Annotated in this window: 17 protein-coding genes and 1 riboswitch; of the genes, 8 read left to right on the forward strand and 9 right to left on the reverse strand. The window is 69.5% G+C overall.

The features are described 5' to 3' along the window. Positions 1–40: 40 nt before the first annotated feature. Complete coding sequence (locus tag ABN028_RS13855) at positions 41–1,249, forward strand: L,D-transpeptidase (RefSeq protein ID WP_349327859.1); 1,209 nt, start codon at positions 41–43, stop codon at positions 1,247–1,249. Between the two features lie 339 nt (positions 1,250–1,588). On the opposite strand, the gene qcrB is transcribed toward ABN028_RS13855, so the two are convergent. The 4 genes from qcrB to ctaE form a co-directional block, all read right to left on the reverse strand. Further along, positions 1,589–3,253, reverse strand: a complete 1,665-nt coding sequence (gene qcrB, locus ABN028_RS13860) for a cytochrome bc1 complex cytochrome b subunit (RefSeq protein ID WP_349327860.1) — start codon at positions 3,251–3,253, stop codon at positions 1,589–1,591. Then, positions 3,250–4,281, reverse strand: a complete 1,032-nt coding sequence (qcrA, locus tag ABN028_RS13865; RefSeq protein WP_349327861.1) for a cytochrome bc1 complex Rieske iron-sulfur subunit — start codon at positions 4,279–4,281, stop codon at positions 3,250–3,252. Before qcrA ends, qcrB begins: the two co-directional genes overlap by 4 nt. A 17-nt stretch (positions 4,282–4,298) precedes the next feature. Continuing rightward, positions 4,299–5,123, reverse strand: coding sequence for a cytochrome bc1 complex diheme cytochrome c subunit (gene qcrC / locus ABN028_RS13870; RefSeq protein ID WP_349328115.1), 825 nt, complete (start codon positions 5,121–5,123; stop codon positions 4,299–4,301). Positions 5,124–5,265: 142 nt separating this feature from the next. Continuing rightward, positions 5,266–5,913: an aa3-type cytochrome oxidase subunit III gene (gene ctaE / locus ABN028_RS13875; RefSeq protein WP_502877576.1), complete on the reverse strand. Its 648-nt coding sequence runs from the start codon at positions 5,911–5,913 to the stop codon at positions 5,266–5,268. Positions 5,914–6,270: 357 nt separating this feature from the next. Between ctaE and ABN028_RS13880 the strand changes: the two genes are divergently transcribed. After that, positions 6,271–6,726, forward strand: coding sequence for a response regulator (locus tag ABN028_RS13880; RefSeq protein ID WP_349696876.1), 456 nt, complete (start codon positions 6,271–6,273; stop codon positions 6,724–6,726). 35 nt (positions 6,727–6,761) lie between these two features. Then, positions 6,762–7,802, forward strand: coding sequence for an anthranilate phosphoribosyltransferase (gene trpD / locus ABN028_RS13885; RefSeq protein ID WP_349327863.1), 1,041 nt, complete (start codon positions 6,762–6,764; stop codon positions 7,800–7,802). Between the two features lie 97 nt (positions 7,803–7,899). Here the strand turns inward: trpD and ABN028_RS13890 are convergent, their stop codons facing one another. The 3 genes from ABN028_RS13890 to ABN028_RS13900 form a co-directional block, all read right to left on the reverse strand. Next, the gene (locus tag ABN028_RS13890) at positions 7,900–8,904 is read right to left on the reverse strand and encodes a DUF2510 domain-containing protein (protein WP_349696877.1); all 1,005 of its coding nucleotides are present in this window, start codon (positions 8,902–8,904) and stop codon (positions 7,900–7,902) included. A 39-nt stretch (positions 8,905–8,943) separates the two neighbouring features. Continuing rightward, entirely contained in the window at positions 8,944–9,228 is a 285-nt protein-coding gene (locus ABN028_RS13895) for an Lrp/AsnC family transcriptional regulator (protein ID WP_349689323.1), read from the reverse strand. Positions 9,229–9,327: 99 nt separating this feature from the next. After that, the gene (locus ABN028_RS13900; RefSeq protein ID WP_349696878.1) at positions 9,328–11,163 is read right to left on the reverse strand and encodes a DEDD exonuclease domain-containing protein; all 1,836 of its coding nucleotides are present in this window, start codon (positions 11,161–11,163) and stop codon (positions 9,328–9,330) included. Between the two features lie 157 nt (positions 11,164–11,320). Between ABN028_RS13900 and ABN028_RS13905 the strand changes: the two genes are divergently transcribed. Together ABN028_RS13905 and ABN028_RS13910 are read left to right on the forward strand one after the other, a co-directional pair. Then, positions 11,321–12,277, forward strand: a complete 957-nt coding sequence (locus ABN028_RS13905) for an RNA polymerase sigma-70 factor (protein ID WP_349696879.1) — start codon at positions 11,321–11,323, stop codon at positions 12,275–12,277. 89 nt (positions 12,278–12,366) lie between these two features. Beyond that, positions 12,367–13,584, forward strand: coding sequence for an NAD(P)/FAD-dependent oxidoreductase (locus ABN028_RS13910; RefSeq protein WP_349696880.1), 1,218 nt, complete (start codon positions 12,367–12,369; stop codon positions 13,582–13,584). Here ABN028_RS13910 and ABN028_RS13915 read toward each other — a convergent pair. Further along, the gene (locus ABN028_RS13915; protein ID WP_349327869.1) at positions 13,571–14,332 is read right to left on the reverse strand and encodes a class I SAM-dependent methyltransferase; all 762 of its coding nucleotides are present in this window, start codon (positions 14,330–14,332) and stop codon (positions 13,571–13,573) included. The two genes, ABN028_RS13910 and ABN028_RS13915, sit on opposite strands and share 14 nt — an antisense overlap. Before the next feature lie 39 nt (positions 14,333–14,371). Beyond that, positions 14,372–15,043 carry a phosphotransferase family protein gene (locus tag ABN028_RS13920; RefSeq protein ID WP_349327870.1) on the reverse strand — a complete coding sequence of 224 codons (672 nt, stop codon included), beginning with the start codon at positions 15,041–15,043 and terminating at the stop codon, positions 14,372–14,374. A gap of 98 nt (positions 15,044–15,141) precedes the next feature. On the opposite strand from ABN028_RS13920, the gene ABN028_RS13925 reads away from it, so the two are divergent. The 3 genes from ABN028_RS13925 (at position 15,142) to ABN028_RS13935 (ending at position 18,276) form a co-directional block, all read left to right on the forward strand. Next, entirely contained in the window at positions 15,142–16,467 is a 1,326-nt protein-coding gene (locus tag ABN028_RS13925; RefSeq protein ID WP_349327871.1) for an NYN domain-containing protein, read from the forward strand. Between the two features lie 131 nt (positions 16,468–16,598). Next, positions 16,599–16,871, forward strand: coding sequence for a hypothetical protein (locus ABN028_RS13930; protein ID WP_349327872.1), 273 nt, complete (start codon positions 16,599–16,601; stop codon positions 16,869–16,871). A gap of 185 nt (positions 16,872–17,056) precedes the next feature. Then, a riboswitch (cyclic di-AMP (ydaO/yuaA leader) is annotated at positions 17,057–17,231 on the forward strand. Positions 17,232–17,244: 13 nt separating this feature from the next. Then, positions 17,245–18,276 carry a C40 family peptidase gene (locus ABN028_RS13935; protein WP_349327873.1) on the forward strand — a complete coding sequence of 344 codons (1,032 nt, stop codon included), beginning with the start codon at positions 17,245–17,247 and terminating at the stop codon, positions 18,274–18,276. The last annotated feature ends 70 nt before the right edge of the window (positions 18,277–18,346 follow it).

An 18,346-nucleotide genomic window follows, 5' to 3' on the forward strand; every position in this document is an offset into this window, starting at 1 on the left:
GCGCTCGGCGCCAGCGCGAATCATCGGTTTTCTTACGGTCATGATGTCCACAGCCCTGCTGTTCGCCTGCCAGTCGGGCGGCGGCTCGGTCGAGACGCGAGAAGGCTCTGCTGAGGGCGGCATCGTTGCCGCACAGGTGGGTGATCCGACACCACCGGCCAAGGTCACGATCGCACCGGCCGACAACCGGGTGAACGTCCCGCTCGACGCTGCGGTCAAGGCCACGGTCAGCGGTGGCACGCTCAGCAAGATCGCTGTTACCGCCGCGAACGGCGCGAAGGTCAAGGGCACGCTGAGCGATCGCAAGACGGCGTGGTCCTCCAACGTCGCCCTCGCGGCAGATTCCGTCTACCAGGTCGAGGTAACCGCCCTCAATGCCGAGGGTGAGCCGACGGAGGTCATCCAGACCTTCAGCACGCTCAAGCCGGCGAAGGAACTCGGCACCGACATCATGCCGCTGGAGGGCAGCAGTGTCGGCGTCGCAATGCCGATCACGCTGAAGTTCGACGAGCCGGTAGCCAACCGGGCGGCGGTCGAGAAGCGGCTCGAAGTCCAGACGTCGAAGCCGGTCGAAGGCTCATGGCACTGGTTCAGCGACGAGGAAGTCCGCTACCGACCCAAGTCGTACTGGCCGGCGCACACCAAGGTCACCGTGAAGGCCCACATGCGAGGCGTACGCGCCGACAACGGCGCCTGGGGCGTGAACGACAAGGTGCGGCGGTTCAGCATCACCAACTCCGTCATCACCAAGGTGAACCTCGCCGACCACCACGCCCGCGTCTACATCGACGGCAAGCTTCGTCGCACGATTCCCGTGACCGGGGGCAAGCCAGGGTGGCGGACGCGGGACGGCATCAAGGTGATCCTGGAGAAGCGCGAGAACATCCTGTTCAGGAACGAAGCGATCGGCGCGGCGGAACACTACCGGCTCCTGTCGCGCTGGGGCCTCCGGGTCACCTGGAGCGGCGAGTTCCTCCACACCGCGTCCTGGTCCACCGGATCGCAGGGGAGCGCCAACGTCAGCCACGGATGTATCGGTATGAACAGCGCCGACTCCGGCTGGCTCTGGGGGGTCTCGCACGTCGGTGACCCGGTGGAGGTGCACAGTCCGGAAGGAGGCGCCATGGAGCCGAGCAATGGCTTCGGCGACTGGAACTTCTCCTGGAAGGACTACAAGGCCGGCAGCGCCCTGGCGCCGCAACCGGTGAAGGCGGCCACGGGCTCCAAGCAGGAGAAGGCCGGACGCTAGGCCCCGCGCCGAGTACTCACCGGCCTGGCACGCGTCGGGCAGACCACGACCAGAACGCTGGAACCCGCGTCGTGGTTTGCCGGCGTGGACAGTCACGGATTAGATCGGACCAAACACCTACCGAGCAAGAGATATCGGACAGCTACCGAGCAAGAGAGCCTGAGTCGGAGCAACCAGATCGATGGGCCGGTGTAGCCCTCCCAGTTCCGGGAGTGGATACACCGGCCCCCATCGATGTGCGGTCGATCCCTTACCACCAGACGGGAGACGGCGTACCCCGCCACCATCTCTGCAGGACACCCGCTCAGGCCGCCTCTTGCGCGCCTTGGGAGGGCCTACCTACCGCTTCTGGTCTGAGGTGCTGCTCTCGTGACTGCTGACCTCGCGGTGGCCGTTGTGTGCGTGCTCATGGTCATGCCCGGCCTCGAGCTCTGGCTTTGTCGGCTTCTGTACGACATCGCCGAAGTAGAAGCGGGACGCCCGGGCCCGGAGCCGCCGCAACCGATGGTTCGGCGCCTGGACGCCGTTGGCGTCCACGCCGTCGCCGACCTCGATCGGCTCCTGCCGTTCGTGGGAAGCGAGGACGAACGCGTCATCCTGGCTGACCGGCTTGTGCACCTCGATGAACTCGCCCGTCGGGAGCCGCATGATGATGCCAGCCTCCATGCCGTGCAGGAGTGTCTCCCGGTCGCGACGCTGTAGTCCGATGCAGATCCGCTTCGTCACGAGGAACGCGATCACCGGACCGATGAAGATGGCGAACCGCAGGAACCAGGTGATGTCATTGATCGCGATGTGGAAGGTGGTGGCGATGATGTCGTTTCCGCCACCGATCCAGAGCAGGCCGTAGAACGTGATCCCCGCGGCCCCGAAGGCGGTCCGGGTCGGCTGGTTCCGGGGCCGGTCCAGCACATGGTGCTCGCGGGCGTCGCCGGTCACCCAGCGTTCGATGAACGGATAGATCGCGAGGACGATCGCAAGCAGCCCCAACAGGCCGAAGCCCGGGATGAAAATGTTCCAGCTGATGGTGAACCCGGCGATGTGGGTCTCCCAGTTGGGCATGATCCGCAGGCCACCCTCGACCCACCCCATGTACCAGTCGGGTTGGGTGCCCGCCCCGACCTGGGACGGGTTGTAGGGCCCGTAGTTCCACACCGGGTTGAGCTGGAGCAGCGCGCCCATGAGGGCCGTGACGCCGAACACGATGAAGAAGAAGCCACCGGCCTTCGCCATGTAGACCGGCATCAGGGGGTAGCCGACAACGTTCTTGTTGGTCCGGCCCGGCCCGGGGTACTGCGTGTGCTTGTGGTAGACCACCAGCGCGATGTGCAGGGCGATGAGCGCGAGGATCAGCCCGGGGAGCAGCAGGATGTGGATGCCGTACAACCTCGGGATGATCGTGTCGCCGGGGAACTCACCACCGAACGTGAAGAACGACACGTACGTGCCGACCACCGGGATCGACCGGATCAGGCCCTCCACGAAGCGCAGCCCCGTGCCGGACAGCAGGTCGTCGGGGAGGGAGTAGCCGGTGAAGCCCTCGATCAGGCCAAGCTGCAGCAGGATGGTGCCGATCAGCCAGTTGATCTCCCGTGGTTTGCGGAAGGCACCGGTGAAGAACACCCGCAGCATGTGGACCGTCATCGCGGCGATGAACAGCATCGCCGCCCAGTGGTGGATCTGCCGCATCAGCAGGCCGCCGCGGACGTCGAACGAGATGTGGACGGTCGACGCGAACGCCTCGGACATGTGCACGCCCTGGAGCGGCCCGTAGGCGCCGTTGTAGACGACTTCCTGCATGCTCGGCTTGAACCACAGGGTGAGGAACGTGCCGGACAGCAGCAGGATGATGAAGCTGTAGAGGGCGATCTCGCCCAACAGGAACGACCAGTGGTCCGGGAAGACCTTGCGGAGCTCCTTCTTGACCAGCTTCGCAAGCCCCACCCGCTCGTCGAGGAACTCCAGCGGTTTGCTGACCGCCTTGGGCGTCGTGCCGGTACTCATCCGCGCTCCCAGTAGCTCGGGCCGACGGGTTCGGTGAAGTCGCTCTGCGCCACGAGGTAGCCCTCGGAGTCGACCATGATCGGCAGCTGTGGCAGAGACCGGGCAGCCGGGCCGAAGACGACCTTTCCGCTGTCGGCAAGGTCGAACGTCGACTGGTGGCAAGGACACAGGACCTGGCGCGCCACCTGCTCGTAGAGGTTGATCGGGCAGCCGACGTGGGTGCAGACCTTGGAGTAGCAGAGGATGCCGTCGACGCTCCAGTCCCGTCGCCCAGGGAGCGTACGGAAGTCGCCCTCCTCCATCCGGACCAGGATCACCGCGGCCTTCGCCCGTGCGTTGTTGCGTTCGGAGCCCTCGGGCAGGTCTTCGAGGTTGGCCGGTACGGCGTTGACGAGTTGGCCGAGCTCGAGGTCCTCAGGGCGCAGCACCTTGTACGTCACGTCGTTGGCGATGCGGGTGCCTCGCCGCCAGATCGTGTGGGCGGACCGGCTTCCCGGCAGCGGCCCGAGGTCGCCGAGCAGGATGACCACCGGGAGGCCGAGAGCGGCCATCGCGCCGATCAGCGTACGCCGGATCATGGTGCGCCGGCCGATGCCGCTCTCCGCACCGCCCAGACGGACAGTCGCGATCGCTTCGGCGCGGTCCTCGTCGGAGGAGCGCGCGGGGTGCCGTTCCTCGACGATCTCGTGGCTGTCCATGAGCCGGCGGGCCCACTGGATCGCGCCGAGCCCGATCAGAAGCAGGGCGAGACCGAGCGTCATGCCGAGCGCGAGGTTGGACGCGCCGAACCCGAGGAACGCCGCCTGCTTGGGGACGACCAGGTACGCGACGACGAACGCGAGGACAAGCAGGGCCGCCAGGCCGAACATCGTCGCGATCTGGCGCTCGGCCCGGGTGGCGGCTGCTTCGTCGACGTCTGTGATGCGCGGCTCGTGCGGCGGAACCCCGGGGTTGGGGATCGGGTCGCCCTCGGCCCCAGCGCCGTCGGGCACCACGACCTCGCCGCGGGACTCGAGATCGCTGCTCATGTCGCCTGAGTTCCCCTTCACTTGGCCCTGCCATTGCTGCCGCTGGTGGCGCTCTTCGCGGCGATCCACACGGCGATGATGACGAGCGAACCGATCCCGACGAGCCAAGCCGCCAGACCCTCGGAAACGGGTCCCAGACCGCCGAGGCTGAAGCCGCCCCGGCTGGGTTCGTTCTCGACCGCCTCGAGGTAGCCGATGATCTTCTTCTTGTCCTCCGGCGTGATCACCGCGTCGGAGAACACCGGCATCTGAGCCGGCCCCGTGAGCATGGCTTCGTAGATGTGCCGCGAGGTCGATCCGTCGAGGCTGGGCGCGTTCTTGCCCCAGGTCAGGGCGCCACCCTTGCCGATGACGTTGTGGCAGGACGCGCAGTTGGTACGGAAGAGCTCGCCGCCCTCGGCCATCTCGGCATCGGAGAGGTCTTCGGTGGCGTACTCGTCAGCGGCCGGAATGCCGGGACCCGGGCCGAGCGAGGCGACGTAGGCCGACAGCGCGGCGATCTCCTCGTCGTTGAAGACAGGCTTCTTCGCCGGCAGCTGCGGCCCAGGCTGCTGCGCCGGCATCCGACCGGTGCCGACCTGGAAGTCGACGGCGGCGGCACCCACACCTATGAGGGTAGGCGCTAGTTCGGTGCCCTCCGCATTGAGCCCGTGGCAAGACGAGCAGCTGACCGCGAAGAGCTTCCGCCCCTGCTCGATCTGCGTGGATTGGGCGGACTCCTCGGCGGCCTTCGACGACGGCGAGGCCACGGCGTAGAGCCCGCCGAAAAGCCCCAGCGCGAACAACACCACGACAATTCCGGCGAAGCGGTGCCGCCGCCTCGCTGACAGGGCGCTGCTGATCCGGGAGAACCCCCGCAGCCCGGCCTTCTCTGTCCGGGGACGACCCCGGACCCCAGCAGTACGTGCCCGGGAGCGACCCCGGAACCCCGCTCTATCTACCCGGGGACGACCCCGGACCCCAAAAGGCACCTCGGCCCGCTCCCTACTTGATGAGATAGATGGTGGCGAAGAGTCCGATCCACACGACGTCGACGAAGTGCCAGTAGTACGACACGACGATCGCGGTGACCGCCTGCTCGTGGGTGAACCGTCGGGCGAGGAACGTCCGGCCGAGTACCAGCAGGAACGCCAGCAGCCCGCCCGTGACGTGGAGCCCGTGGAAGCCCGTCGTGAGGTAGAAGACCGAGCCGTAGCCCGACGACGCCAGGGTCACGCCCTCGGCGATGAGCTCGGAGTATTCGTACACCTGACCACCGATGAAGAACGCGCCCATCAGGTAGGTGAGGACGAACCACTCCCGCAGGCCCCACTTGGCGGCGTTGAGAACACCGCCTTCGCGGCCCACCTGGCCGCGCTCGGCGGCGAAGACGCCCATCTGGCAGGTCACCGACGACAGCACCAGCACCGTCGTGTTGACGAACGCGAACGGGACGTTGAGTTTGGCCGTCTCCTGCGCCCACAGGTCGGGCGAAACCGCCCGGATCGTGAAGTATGAGGCGAAGAGAGCGGCGAAGAACATCAACTCGCTCGCGAGCCACACGATCGTCCCCACGCTGACCATCGAGGGCCGGTTGGGGAGGCCGTGAAAACGGCTCGCCGGCTCCAGGGTTGCTGTCGACACGTCGGCCATTATGTCGGTCTACGGGTGGCCGGGCGGGGCCACCCCCGAGCGCTCGCCCGTACGCCTGCACATGGGCTGCCTCGCGCCCGGGTAGGTCACCGTCCATGGTGCGGTTCCCTCCTGCCTCGTGCGGGAGCGCCGATCGCCTCTGCCCTGATGACCTGATGACGAGACAGGCGGCTGGTCCGTGACATGGGTCCAGGCGGAGATATGGGTCCGAGGTGGAATCAGGGCGTCGCGGGACACCCCAGGCCCACGGCCAGCGTGGATATCCGGCGCCGGGCGGCCACGTCGTGGGCGGTACGATCGCCGACAGCACGTACCTCGTCGCACATCCACGAGAGCATCCTTTGCGAGGACATCCCGATGAGCGCTGAAGCCACCTCGTCCCACGCCGGGTCGAGCGCACGGTCTGACCGGCGCTCGGTGCGCGTCCTGGTCTATTCCGACGACCGCAACACGCGCGACAAGGTGAGGTTCGGCATCGGCAAGCGGCCGGACCGCGATCTCCCGCCGGTCGAGTTCGTCGAGTGCGCCACCTACCAGGCGGTGCTCAAGACGCTGGACGCAGGGGGAATCGACGTCGTGATCCTCGACGGCGAGGCCGTTCCCACGGGCGGGATGGGGTTGTCCCGGCAGCTGAAGGACGAGATCTTCCGCTGCCCGCCGATCCTGCTCCTGACCGGGCGTACGCAGGACGCGTGGTTGGCCACCTGGTCGCGGGCCGACGCGGCGGTGCCGTACCCCCTCGACCCGCTGGCACTCTGCCGGGCCACAGTCGAGCTGGCCCGCAGGCGGCTCGCCACCCAGCCGGCGCACTGAGCCCCGGCGCTCCCACGGACTCCACGGAGGCTGCGATGGCGGATCAGCCCGACCTCACCTGGTCGCATGTGCTGAGCGCACTCCTGCGCGGCGAGGACATCGGCGCCGAAGCGGCCTCGTGGGCGATGGGCGAGATTCTCTCCGGCGAGGTCACGCCCGTCCAGATCGCCGGGTTCATCGTCGCGATCAGGGTCAAGGGCGAGACGGTGGAGGAGCTCGACGGCCTGGTCCAGGCGATGTACTCCCATGCCACCAAGATCGACGTACCGGGCCGCACCCTCGACGTCGTCGGCACCGGTGGCGACGGCGCGCACACCGTCAACATCTCCACGATGGCGGCCATCGTCGCGGCGGGCGCCGGTGCCCGGATCGTGAAGCACGGCAACCGCAGCGCGTCGTCGCTGTGTGGGGCGGCCGACCTCGTGGAGGCGCTCGGAGTGCCGCTCGATCTCGAGCCCAGCCGGGTCGCGGCGCTGGCCGAAGAGGCCGGCATCACGTTCTGCTTCGCCCCGCGCTTCCACCCCACGATGCGCCACGCCGCACTGACAAGGCGGGAGCTCGCCGTCCCCACGACCTTCAACGTCCTCGGGCCGATGTCCAATCCGGCCCGCCCGCGGGCTCAGGCGGTCGGTGTCGCCGACGCGAGGATGGCCGGGCTGATGGCCGGTGTGTTCGCGGCCAGGGGTGACGACGCGTTCGTGTTCAGAGGCGACGACGGCCTCGACGAGCTGACCACGACGACGACCTCGCGGGTGTGGGTCGTACAGAACGGCACGGTCGTCGAGGAGCGCTTCGACCCCGCCGATCTCGGACTCCCACCGGCCCCCGCGGGCGCACTGCGCGGTGGTGACGTCGCCCACAACACCCACGTGTGCCGGCAGTTGCTGGCGGGCGAGCGGGGTCCGGTGCGTGACGCGGTGCTTCTCAACGCCGGCGCTGCCCTCGCCGTCCACGACCCCTCCGACGCTGCCCTGGTCGACAGGATCAGGACGGGCTACGCACGAGCGGAGGACTCGGTGGACTCCGGCAGGGCGGCGGCCGCCCTCGACCGCTGGGTCGAGGCCGCGGCTACCTAGTCCCGGACGGGCTTCTCGCCCGTGCAGCCGGCCAAGTCGGTGATTCTGCGGGGCCCCGGTCGGTGACCTCGAGTGCTCAGTCGGCGATCTCGAGTGCTCAGTCGGTGATCTCGAGGGTGGCCATTGCCTTGCCCACATCGGTGCGTAGCTCCTGGTGGGTGTCGGGGATCGAGGCGAGGAAGATCCCTCCCGACCCACGGCCCAGGTCGACAACGACGAGGGTGACCGCCTCGCCGCGGGACTCGAGCCCGTCGATCCGATAGGTGAAGTGCTGTTCGAGCAGGTACGCCGGACGGCCGTCGACCCTGAACGCCCTGCCGGACCGGGTCCGCTGGGCGACCTCCGCGCCGGTGAAGCCTTCGTCGGCGAACCAGTCCGAGGCGCTCTTGGCACTGCCTTCGAGGTCGTCGCGGTCGTACCACTCGCGGCTCGCGGCACCTGTCGCGAGCAGGGCGACCCAGTTGTCCCTGTCGTTGTACTCGCGCTCGGTCACCTGCGTCTGTGCCTGTCCGGCGGTGAGAATGTTCGCCGCGGCCGGGTCGGCGGTCCATGGTCGCGGCAGTGCTGTGAACTCCAACCGGGGCCCGCCGGGAACCTCGGTCGGATCCGGAACGGCGTCTGAGTCCGGCGTGGTTTCGTCGCCCGGTGCCACATCGCCGGGGGCAGGCGCTGGCGTGGCTGGACGGGAGGGACTCTGGTCCTGCGTGGCGGCCGGCGTGGCCCGCTCTGCCTCGTCACCGCCGCGGAAGAACGCAAGATACGTGACGCCCGCGGCAACGAGGGCGAGCGCGGCCAGGGCTGCGGTGAGGCGCCTGCCTCGGTCGGTCGACTCGAGGTCGGCGCTGAGGATCTCGGTGTCCGGGTCGGCACCGTCGCGGGGTCGGGCCGCGGCTCCGTCGTACGGCAGATATCCCGGGCCGGGAGCTCCTGGCGGTGGTGGCACTGCGCCCGGTGGTGCGAACCCAGGTGCGGGTATCCCGCCTGGTGGCGGGGATCCCGCGTCAGAGGTCAGGACGTCGGTCCAGCGCGTGCCGTCCCACCAACGGAACCCATCCGGCGTACCTGCGGGGTCGGCGTACCACCCTGGGCCCCTGGCCGTCATGGCTCCAAAGCTAGCCAGGGTCGGCAAGTCGACGCGTGATCAGTCTTCGGGGAGGCCCAGACTGAACGCGGCCTCGAGGTCGTGCTGGGAGTACGCACGGAACGCGATGTGGGTCTGCGTGGACAGGACGCCGGGAACCTTGTTGAGCCGGTCGGCCACCACGTCGGCGATCTCGTCGTGCTGGCGGACGCGTACCAACGCGATGAGGTCGAGGTCGCCGGTCACGGAGTAGACCTCGCTCACTCCGTCGAGCGCGGCGATCTCTTCGGCCACCTCCGGGATCCGGTCGACATCTGCCTGGACGAACACGATCGCCGTGATCACGGTGTCTCCTTCGAAAGTGCGTCGTACCGGCCCGCATGAAGGGACCACTGATCCGAACCTATGGGATGCCGGGTCCCCATGCGCGAGGGGGAGGGCCGCCTACCGGGCGGGTTGGTGGGTGGTGCGTAGGTGCCTGGTGTCGTCGGACGGGACGCCGGTGTGCCCCGCGTACGCGGTGTCCAGCCACGCCGTGTGCCGCTGCGCCCCGTCGAGCGGGCAGCTCCACTCGCCGTCGAGCTCGACCAGCCGGATACCTGGCTGCTCCAGCCAGCGAAGGATGCGTTCGGTCTCCTCGACGGTAGCCGCGGGCGTGGGGGGCGGTGGCGGCTCGACGGTCTCGGCGGCGGAGGCGATGACGTCGATCGCCGCGCGCGCCGGCGTGCCCGGCGGGACGACGCCGGCGCTGGCGAGCCGTCCGTGGCGTACGACGTGGGCCTCCCAACCACCGTCGGCGGTGCGGAGAGCGGCGACGAGCTCGGGGCACCGGGCAAGCGCGCTCATGCGCTGGGTGCGGGCCGCAGCGCGCACGAATGCCGCCATCCGGTCGCGGTGCACGCTCGCCTCCTCGTACCTCGTCTGCGCGGCGAGCCGCTGGATCCGGCCGTTGACGGCCTCGATGACGTCGCGTGGGTCGGTGGCGATGGCAGCCTTGACCGCCTCGACGTGAGCCGCGTAGCCGGCGACGTCGACCTCGCCCACGCAGGGCGCGACGCAGCGGCCCATGTCGGCGAGTACGCAGGCCGAGCCGCCCCGGGGTGACCTGGACAGCTTCTGCGTGCACTGTCGGATCGGGAACGCCTCGTGCAGGGCCGCGACCGCCTGCTCGGCGACCTTGCGGGACCCGAACGGGCCGAGGTAGGTGGCCGAGTCGGCCTTGACGTCGCGGACGAGCGAAAGCCGAGGAAAGGGTTCGAGGGTGACCTTGAGCCAGCTGGCCCGCTCGGGGAACCGCGACCGGCGGTTGTAACGCGGCTTGTGCGCGGCGATGAGCCGGAGTTCACGGACCGCGGCCTCCAGCGACGTCGCGCACTCGATCGCGGTGACGTCGGTGGCGAGGCCGATCATCTCGCCGATCCGTGAACGCGTCTCGGAAGCGGTGAAGTAGCTGCGGACCCGGGTACGCAGGTCCTTCGACGTGCCGACGTAGAGCACCCGGCCATGGTCGTCGGTGAAGAGGTAGACGCCCGGAGCGTGGGGGAGCCGGTCGGCGAGGTGCCGCTTGCGACGCTGGGCTGGAGAGACCCGGGAGCTGAAGGTCGACAGCTCCTCGAGGGTCTGCACGCCGAGCGGCCCCAGGCGTTCGAAAAGTCCGTGCAGCACGTCGACGGTCGCGCGTGCGTCGGCGAGGGCCCGGTGGTTGGGCGTGGTCGCCGAACGGAAGTAGCGCGCGAGCGTGCCGAGCTTGCAGTTGGGCGTGTCGTCGCGGGTGAGGACCCGGCGGGCGAGTCGAGCGGTGTCCACCACGTCGAACGACGGCCACCAGAACCCGTGCCGGGTCGCGGCAGCGCGCAGGAACCCGACGTCGAACGGCGCGTTGTGGGCCACGAGGACACAGCCCTGCGCGAACTCGAGGAACGCCGGCAGCGCCTGGTCGACCGCGGGAGCGTCAGCGACCATCGCGTCGGTGATCCCGGTGAGGACGGCGATGAACGGCGGGATCGACCCGCCGGGGTTGACGAGGGTCTGGAACTCGCCGAGCACCTCGCCTGTCCTGACCTTGACCGCACCGATCTCGGTGATCTCGGAGCTGTCGGGTGCCCCGCCGGTCGTCTCGAGGTCGACAACGCAGAACGTCAGGTCGCGTAGCGGCGTGCCCAGTTCGTCGAAGCTCGCCTGCACCCCGACGGGTACCCGCGACTGGGTGCCCTGACCGGGCACCGCTCGGGTCGTCGAGGCGCCGCTGGTCGTTGGCTCGCTCGTCGGCTGGGCGGTCATGGCGGCGACGCTACGGGCGCACACCGACAGGATGGCCGTACGACGCGCCGCGTATGGGCATTCTGTCCGCACCCGCCCACCCGTCGGCCGAGCTCGACCGGCATATCCACCGCGGCCCTGCTTCGGCGCGCCAAGCCGCGCTCCTACGATCAGCGGGATGGACACCGCCGCCGACGCCGCGCAGCCCCACGGCGACCACGGCGATCACGGCGACCACGGCGACCGGGACCGGTCCGTGGCGGATGTGGCGGTGTTCGAGCAGCAGCGCTCACGAGTGTTCGGTCTGGCGTACCGCCTCCTCGGATCCGCGGCGGACGCGGAGGACATGGTCCAGGAGACCTTCCTGCGTTGGCTCGCAGCCGATCCGGGCACCGTCTCGGTACCCGAGGCCTGGCTGACCCGCGTGGTCACCAACCTCTGCCTGAACCGGCTCACCTCGGCCCGGGTCCAGCGCGAGCGCTATGTCGGGCCGTGGCTACCCGAACCGGTCCTCACCGGAGAAGGTGCCCTCGGTCCGATGGACACGGTGGAGCAACGGGAGTCGGTGTCGTTCGGTGTCCTGCTGCTCCTGGAGCGGTTGACGCCGCCCGAGCGGGCGGTCTTCGTCCTCAGGGCGGCGTTCGGGCACAGCCACCAGGAGATCGCCGCCGTCCTCGACATCGGCGAGGCGCACGCGCGCCAGTTGTACCACCGCGCGCGGGGACACGTCGGCGACCACCGGCGGCGCTTCGCGGCGGATGCCGACGAACAGCGCCGGCTGGTCGAGCGCTTCTTCGCGGCCGCCGTCGATGGTGACATCGCCGGTCTCGAGCGACTGCTCGCCGAGGACGTCGTCTCGTGGGCCGACGGCGGCGGCCAGGTCACGGCCGCCCGCCGGCCGGTCAGTGGGAGGGATCGGGTCGTGCGCTACCTACTCGGCGTCGGCAGGCGACCCGAGGCAGCCGGAGCGAGGGTGGAGTTCCGCGAGGTCAACGCGACGGCCAGCGTCGTGATCCGACTCGACGGGTCCCCGGCCGCGGTCCTGGTGCCCGAGATCCGTGACGGGCGTGTCGCCGCCGTCCGCATCGTCGTCAGTCCCGCCAAGCTGGCCTTCGTCTCCGCGCAGCTGGCGTGAGGCCTGAGGATGTGAACATCCTCACGCCCTCCCGCTGTCACGGACTGGCCGGCTCGCCGGTTCAAGAGGCGCCCACCTCGAGGAGACGCATGACGCATCACATAGTGGTCCTGGGCGCCGGCTACGCGGGTCTCGCCGCCGCCACGGGCCTCGCCCGCCTGGTCCGCGGCACCGGTACGGGGGACGACGTCAAGGTGACGCTCGTCAACGCGACCGACCGGTTCGTCGAGCGGGTACGCCTGCACCAGGTCGCCACGGGCCAGCAACTGCCGGACCTGCCGCTGCCGGGCCTGCTCTCCGGCACCGGCGTCGATCTGGTCGTCGCACGGGTGAGCGCGGTCGACGTCGAACGTCGGCGGGTCCGCGTGGACGCGGCACCGGGCTCCCTCGCCTATGACACGCTCGTCTGCGCGTGGGGCAGTGGGGCGGACGTCGACAGCGTGCCGGGCGTCCGCGTGCATGCGTACACCCTCGCCGAGGCGGGCCAGGCCGAGCGCCTGCACGCCTGTGTGCGGGCGGTCCCGTCAGGAGGAGTCGTCGCAGTCGTCGGCGGCGGGCTCACCGGCATCGAGGCGGCCACCGAACTCGCCGAGGCGCACCCGCGACTCCGGGTCGAGCTGGTGACGGGGGAGCGGGTGGGTGGCTGGCTCTCCGAACGTGCCCGGCGTCACCTCCGCCGGGCGTTCGTCCGGATGGGGATCGGTGTCCACGAGGGTGCGCGCGTCACCGAGGTCGACGCCGGCGGGCTGCGGCTCGGTGACGGGGCGTTCCGCGGCGCCGCCGCGTGCGTCTGGGCCGCCGGGTTCCGCGTGCCCACCCTTGCCCGCGCCGCAGGGCTCGCAGTCGACGGGCGCGGCCGGATGCTCGTCGACAACACCCTGCGGTCGCTGTCGCATCCGGACGTGTACGGCATCGGCGACGTGGCGGCGGCTCCCACGCCAGACGGTTCGGAGAGCCGCATGTCGTGCCAGACCAGCCTGCCGATGGGGAGGTACGTCGCCGGTTCGATTGCGGCCACGCTCGAGGGGAGCGCGCCTAAACCGATCCGGATCCGCTACGTGTGGCAGAACATCAGCCTCGGCCGGCGTGACGGGGTGACGCAGTTCACGGGGCCGGACGACAGTCCGACCGGTGCGGTTCTCACCGGGCGGGTGTCCGCCGCGTTCAAAGAGGCCGTCACGCGTGGCACGGTCGTCGCACTCCGGCATCCCCGCCGGGACATCGGCCGGCGCGGTCACTGGCGGCGCCGGTCCTCATCCGACGGGATGTGGCCGCCGTCGCCGGACTCCGACGTCAGGCGTGGGTGATGCGGATCTTCGACTGTCCGTGCCGGCGTTTCTCCCAGTCGGCCATGAAGCGCGCCTTCAGGCCGTGGCGTTCGGCAAGCGTCACGAGCGTCTCGGTGCGGTAGTAGAAGTCCTCGCGGAGGACGTGGTGTTCCTCACCCTCGGTCCGGTCGAAGGTGAAGTCGAAGAAGCCGTTCGGTGCAAGGACCCGGCCGACGTGCGCGAAGCACTCCTCGATGACGTGGAGCGGGGAGTGCGAGAACACGCTGTGGGCGTGGACGACGTCGAAGTACGCATCCGGCAGGAAGGCGAAACGCAGGTCCCGCACCGGCGTCAGATGGGGAAGCTTGTCCCGCAGGCCGTAGCTCACCAACGTCTCCTGCGCGGCGACGAGGATGTCGGGGGAGATGTCGATGCCGTAGTAGTTGCCCGCGTCGAGGTAGTCGATGAAGAGCCGGCCTGCCCGCAGGTTGCCGCAGCCGATCTCGAGCATCCGGTGGTCGGGCTTGAACCCGTGCTCCACGAGGTAGTCGAACTGCATCTTTCCGAGTGCGAGCCAGCGGGCGTGTGACTTGCTGCCGACCGCGGCCTCGGCGCTGCGGGTGGCGTCGGACCGCATCACCCCGCGGTAGTAGGTCACGTGGTCGCGGCTACGCAGCCGCAGGATCAGGTCACGGGCCAGCCGGCGGGCGTACCCCGGCACCTTTGTCGGGTTTTGTACGGCATAGCGCACCTGGTAGAGCACGCTCGCGCGGTTCTTGGTCGTCACGCAGCCGAAGTTAACCACGCGGCGCGGACCGCTGCGTCGTCACATGGGCCATGTCGACGTTTCCGCGAGACGGTGCTTCCAGAGCGTGACGCCCGCGCCATCGGGATCCCAGCGATGGCAGAAGTCGAGCAGTTCGCGACAGCGGGCGATCATGGCCGCCTGTCGGGTGGCCCAGCCAGGCACGTCGCCGCCGTACGCCGAGAAGAACGCGTCGAGCAGGGGTACCCGGTCGGGCTGATGCGTACGCACGATCCACTCGCACCAGGCGAGGTCCTCGATCGGGTCGCCGGCGTGGGAGAACTCCCAGTCCAGGATCGCCGTCACCACAAACGTCTCCGGGTCGAACAGCAGGTTGTTGGGACCGTAGTCGCCGTGGACCAGAGGTCCCGGGACGACCTCGTGGAGGCGGCGGAGCGTGTCGCCGCAGGCGGCGAGGACAGCCGTCGCCGTGGCGCTGTCGACGTCTGGAGCCAGCAGCTCCTGCCCATGGACGCCCGGGAGGTGGCCCACTCGGACGGAAGTCGCGTCGCCGTCGATCAGGGGTGGTACGGGCAGCAGACCCGCGAGCCTTGTCAGCGCCGTGCGTTCCCGGTCTCGGCGCAGGTCGGCGTCAGGACCTGCGTACGTCTTCACCACGACCATGCCCTCGACACGGGTGAAGTTCGTGTAGCCGTGCGGTAGGCGCACGGGGTTCTGCTCCCCTGATCCCACCCCGGGCATTCTGCCTGGCCGATCTCGCCCTGGTGGAGGAGGCCGAAACCGCAGTGCGCTGGTCGGTGCTCTGTGGAACGCCAATTACGCTCGCAGCCGTGAGTACGGGACCAGCCGAGCCGGCAGGGTCGGGCGAAGGTGACCTGTCCCGGCCCTTGCCGGAACAGGTGCGCCAGCGCGTCGTCCTTCTCGCCTCCGACGCGCTCGGTGTGCTCCCCGCCGCTGCCGTACCTGCCTCGCTACGACCGTTCGCCCGCTTCAAGCCCGAACGCCGGGTCCGCCTGGCGGCGACACCGATCGCGGCCGCAGTCGATGCCGATCCGGCGTTCCGCGAACGTGTCGCCGCCCGCATCACCGAGGCTGTCCCGGACCTGGCGTCTGCGTTGCGCGAGGGACGCCGGCCCGGCGCCGTCGATCCGCTGGAGGCGGCCGCCGCGGCCTACCTGCTGCGCCCGGCCGGCTGGGCGGCGATCGTCGAGGAGGTCATCGACCATCTCGAACAGGAGAGCGCGACCCAGGCCGGGGAGCGGGAGGCCGGTCTTGCCGCCCGACTGCGCGACCAGCTCGCCGCGACACAGGCGAGTGCCCGCCAGGACCGGGAGCGCCTGCGGGCCGAGCTGGCGGCGCTGAAGGAGGAGAACACGACTCTGCGTCGTACGCTCCGGCACACCCGTGACCGGGTGAAGGAGGCCGAGGCGGAGGCGACGCGCAGCGCCGAACTCGCCGCGGAGGCGCGTGAACGGGCGACCGCGGACGTGGCGCGGATGGATGCGGAGGCCCGGCGGCTCCGGTCCCGGCTGGCGGAGGCGGAGTCGGCAGTCGAGTCGGCGCGGCGTACCAGCAGAGAGGATCGCGACCTGGCCGATGCTCGGCTCCGGCTGCTCCTCGACACCCTGGTCGACGCGGCGCAGGGGCTTCGCCGTGAGCTCGCCCTCCCACCACTGCGTTCCCGACCCGCCGACGCGGTGGCGGCCGCGACACCGGCGGCTGGCGGGCAGCTCGCGGGACCGGAGGACGTCGTACCACTCGAGTCGCTGCTGGCACTGCCTCAGGTGCACGTCATCGTCGACGGCTACAACGTGACCAAGACGGCCTGGCCGGCGCTGCCGCTCCAGACCCAGCGGACGAGGCTTCTCACGGCGCTCGGCGGCATCGTCGCCCAGACGGGTGCCGAGGTCACGTGCGTCTTCGACGGGGCGACGCTCGACACCCCACCTCAGCTGGCGGTGCCGCGCGGTGTGCGGGTGAGGTTCAGCCCGGCCGGGGTCACTGCCGATGACGTCATCCGTCAGCTCGCCGCCGCCGAGCCGGAAGGACGTCCCGTCGTCGTGGTGTCGAGTGACCGCGAGATCGCGGACGGCGTGCGGCGGAGCGGAGCCCGACCGGTGCGCGCCGACGCGTTGGTTCGTCTGCTCCAGCGGTGAGCCGGCGGTGAGCCGGCAGGACTGTCGGCGGGCGTGTCTAGCGTCGGTGTCATCGCGTGCGTGCCATGTCAGCGTGGCCGCTCACCAGGCATGACGGAGGACCGATGGACATCGACTGTGACCGTTGCACGATGCGAGGTCGAGGCTGCCACGACTGTGTGGTCACCGTGCTCCTCGGCGGCCCGCCGACCGAGACCGAGCGACCTCGCACGGGTACCGGCCTGCCTGACGGTGCGCTGTCGGTTGCCGGCCTGGCCGGTCTCGACGTGGGCCTGGCAGACGTCGACCTCGACGAAGCTGACCGGACGGCGTTGCGGGTGCTGGCCGATTCCGGCTTGGTGCCACCACTGCCGCGGAGCGCCACCATGGCCGTCACCGGTGATCGGGACCGTCGTCGCGCCTGACGGTGAGTGAGTGACAACATTATGCTGATCTTGTTACTCAATGTGATTGCCCTTACGCAGCGTGCTTCCGCGCGTCTTTTCTCATCCTGACAGCGACACGCCGCCGCGATTTGAAAGATCACGGACCGATCACTAAAGTCGCGCGCCAAGTGTCTGTCCGCTTTGAGCTGACCAGCCCGGTCGGCGCAGATGCTTCGCTTAGTCCCTGTTGGGCATGTATCTGACAGGGAACCGGGGACCCACCATGTACCCGGGGTGAATCGGAGTGCTCGGCCGCACACCAAGCAGCTGAGACCTTCGTAGGGCGACTTCCCGGCCCGAACCCGTCAGCTCACCCGGTAGGCGTCTGAGGAAGGAAGGGGCATCGCTTCTCGTGTCGAATCGCCGCAAGCGTCCCTCAGGGCGTGCGCTGCTCGCTCTCGGCACCGCCACCGCGGCCGTCATCGCGACGGTTCCCGGCTCCAGCTACGCCGAGCCTGCGCCCAGCATCAGCGAGGTCCGTGAGCAGGTCGCACAGCTGTACGAAGAAGCGGAGAAGGTCACCGAGGAGGCCAACGCGCTCGGCGACCAGATGAAGGTCATCGACCGTCGGGTCCGCGCGCTCAACGCCGATGTCTCCCGCCAGCAGAAGCGACTCAACGGACTTCGCGGCGACATCGGCCAGTTCGCCGCCGCCGAATACCGCACGGGTGGTCTCGACACCACCGTGCAACTTCTCGTGGCTGACGACCCCGACGAGTTCCTCGCCCAGATGAGCACCGCGAAGGCCTTCGCCGGCCAGCAGGGCGATCGGCTCCGCCAGCTCCAATCCGAGCAGAAGCGACTCGCCGAGCGGCAGGCGGCCCGGCAGGCCGAGCTCACCCGCTTCCGCGAAGCCAAGGAAGCAGCCAACTCCCGCCGCAAGATCGCCTCCAGCAAGGCAGCCAAGGCACAGTCCCTCCTCGACCGGCTCACCGCCGAGGAGCGCGAACGCCTCGCGGCCGCGGAGGAGCGCGAACGACTCGCCGACCGGTCCTCCCGAGGTGGCGACCGGATTCCCCCTCCGCCACCCGGTGGCACCCGCGGCGCCACCGCCCTCGCCTACGCCCGTCAGCAGGTCGGGGAAACCTACGTCTTCGGTGGCGACGGCCCCGACACCTGGGACTGCTCCGGGCTGACGATGGTCGCGTGGGAACAGGCCGGTGTCTCCCTCCCCCACTCGTCCCGGGAGCAATACGCCGTCTCGGCCAAGATTTCCCGTTCGGAGTTGCAGCCGGGCGATCTCGTCATCTACTACAGCGACATGCACCATGTGGCGATCTATGCCGGCGACGGCATGATTCTGCACGCGTCGAACCCCAGTGATGGCGTGAAGTACAGCGACATGGACGAAATGCCGTACGCCGGCGCGGTCCGGCCAGGTTAGTGACGGTCCGCACCACGTCGAACTCCGTCGACACGGCCTTGTGCCTGCCCATTCCCACGGAAGGGGTGGG

The organism is Actinopolymorpha sp. B17G11 (assembly GCF_040196095.1).
In the GTDB taxonomy this organism is placed as follows: Bacteria; Actinomycetota; Actinomycetes; order Propionibacteriales; family Actinopolymorphaceae; genus Thermasporomyces.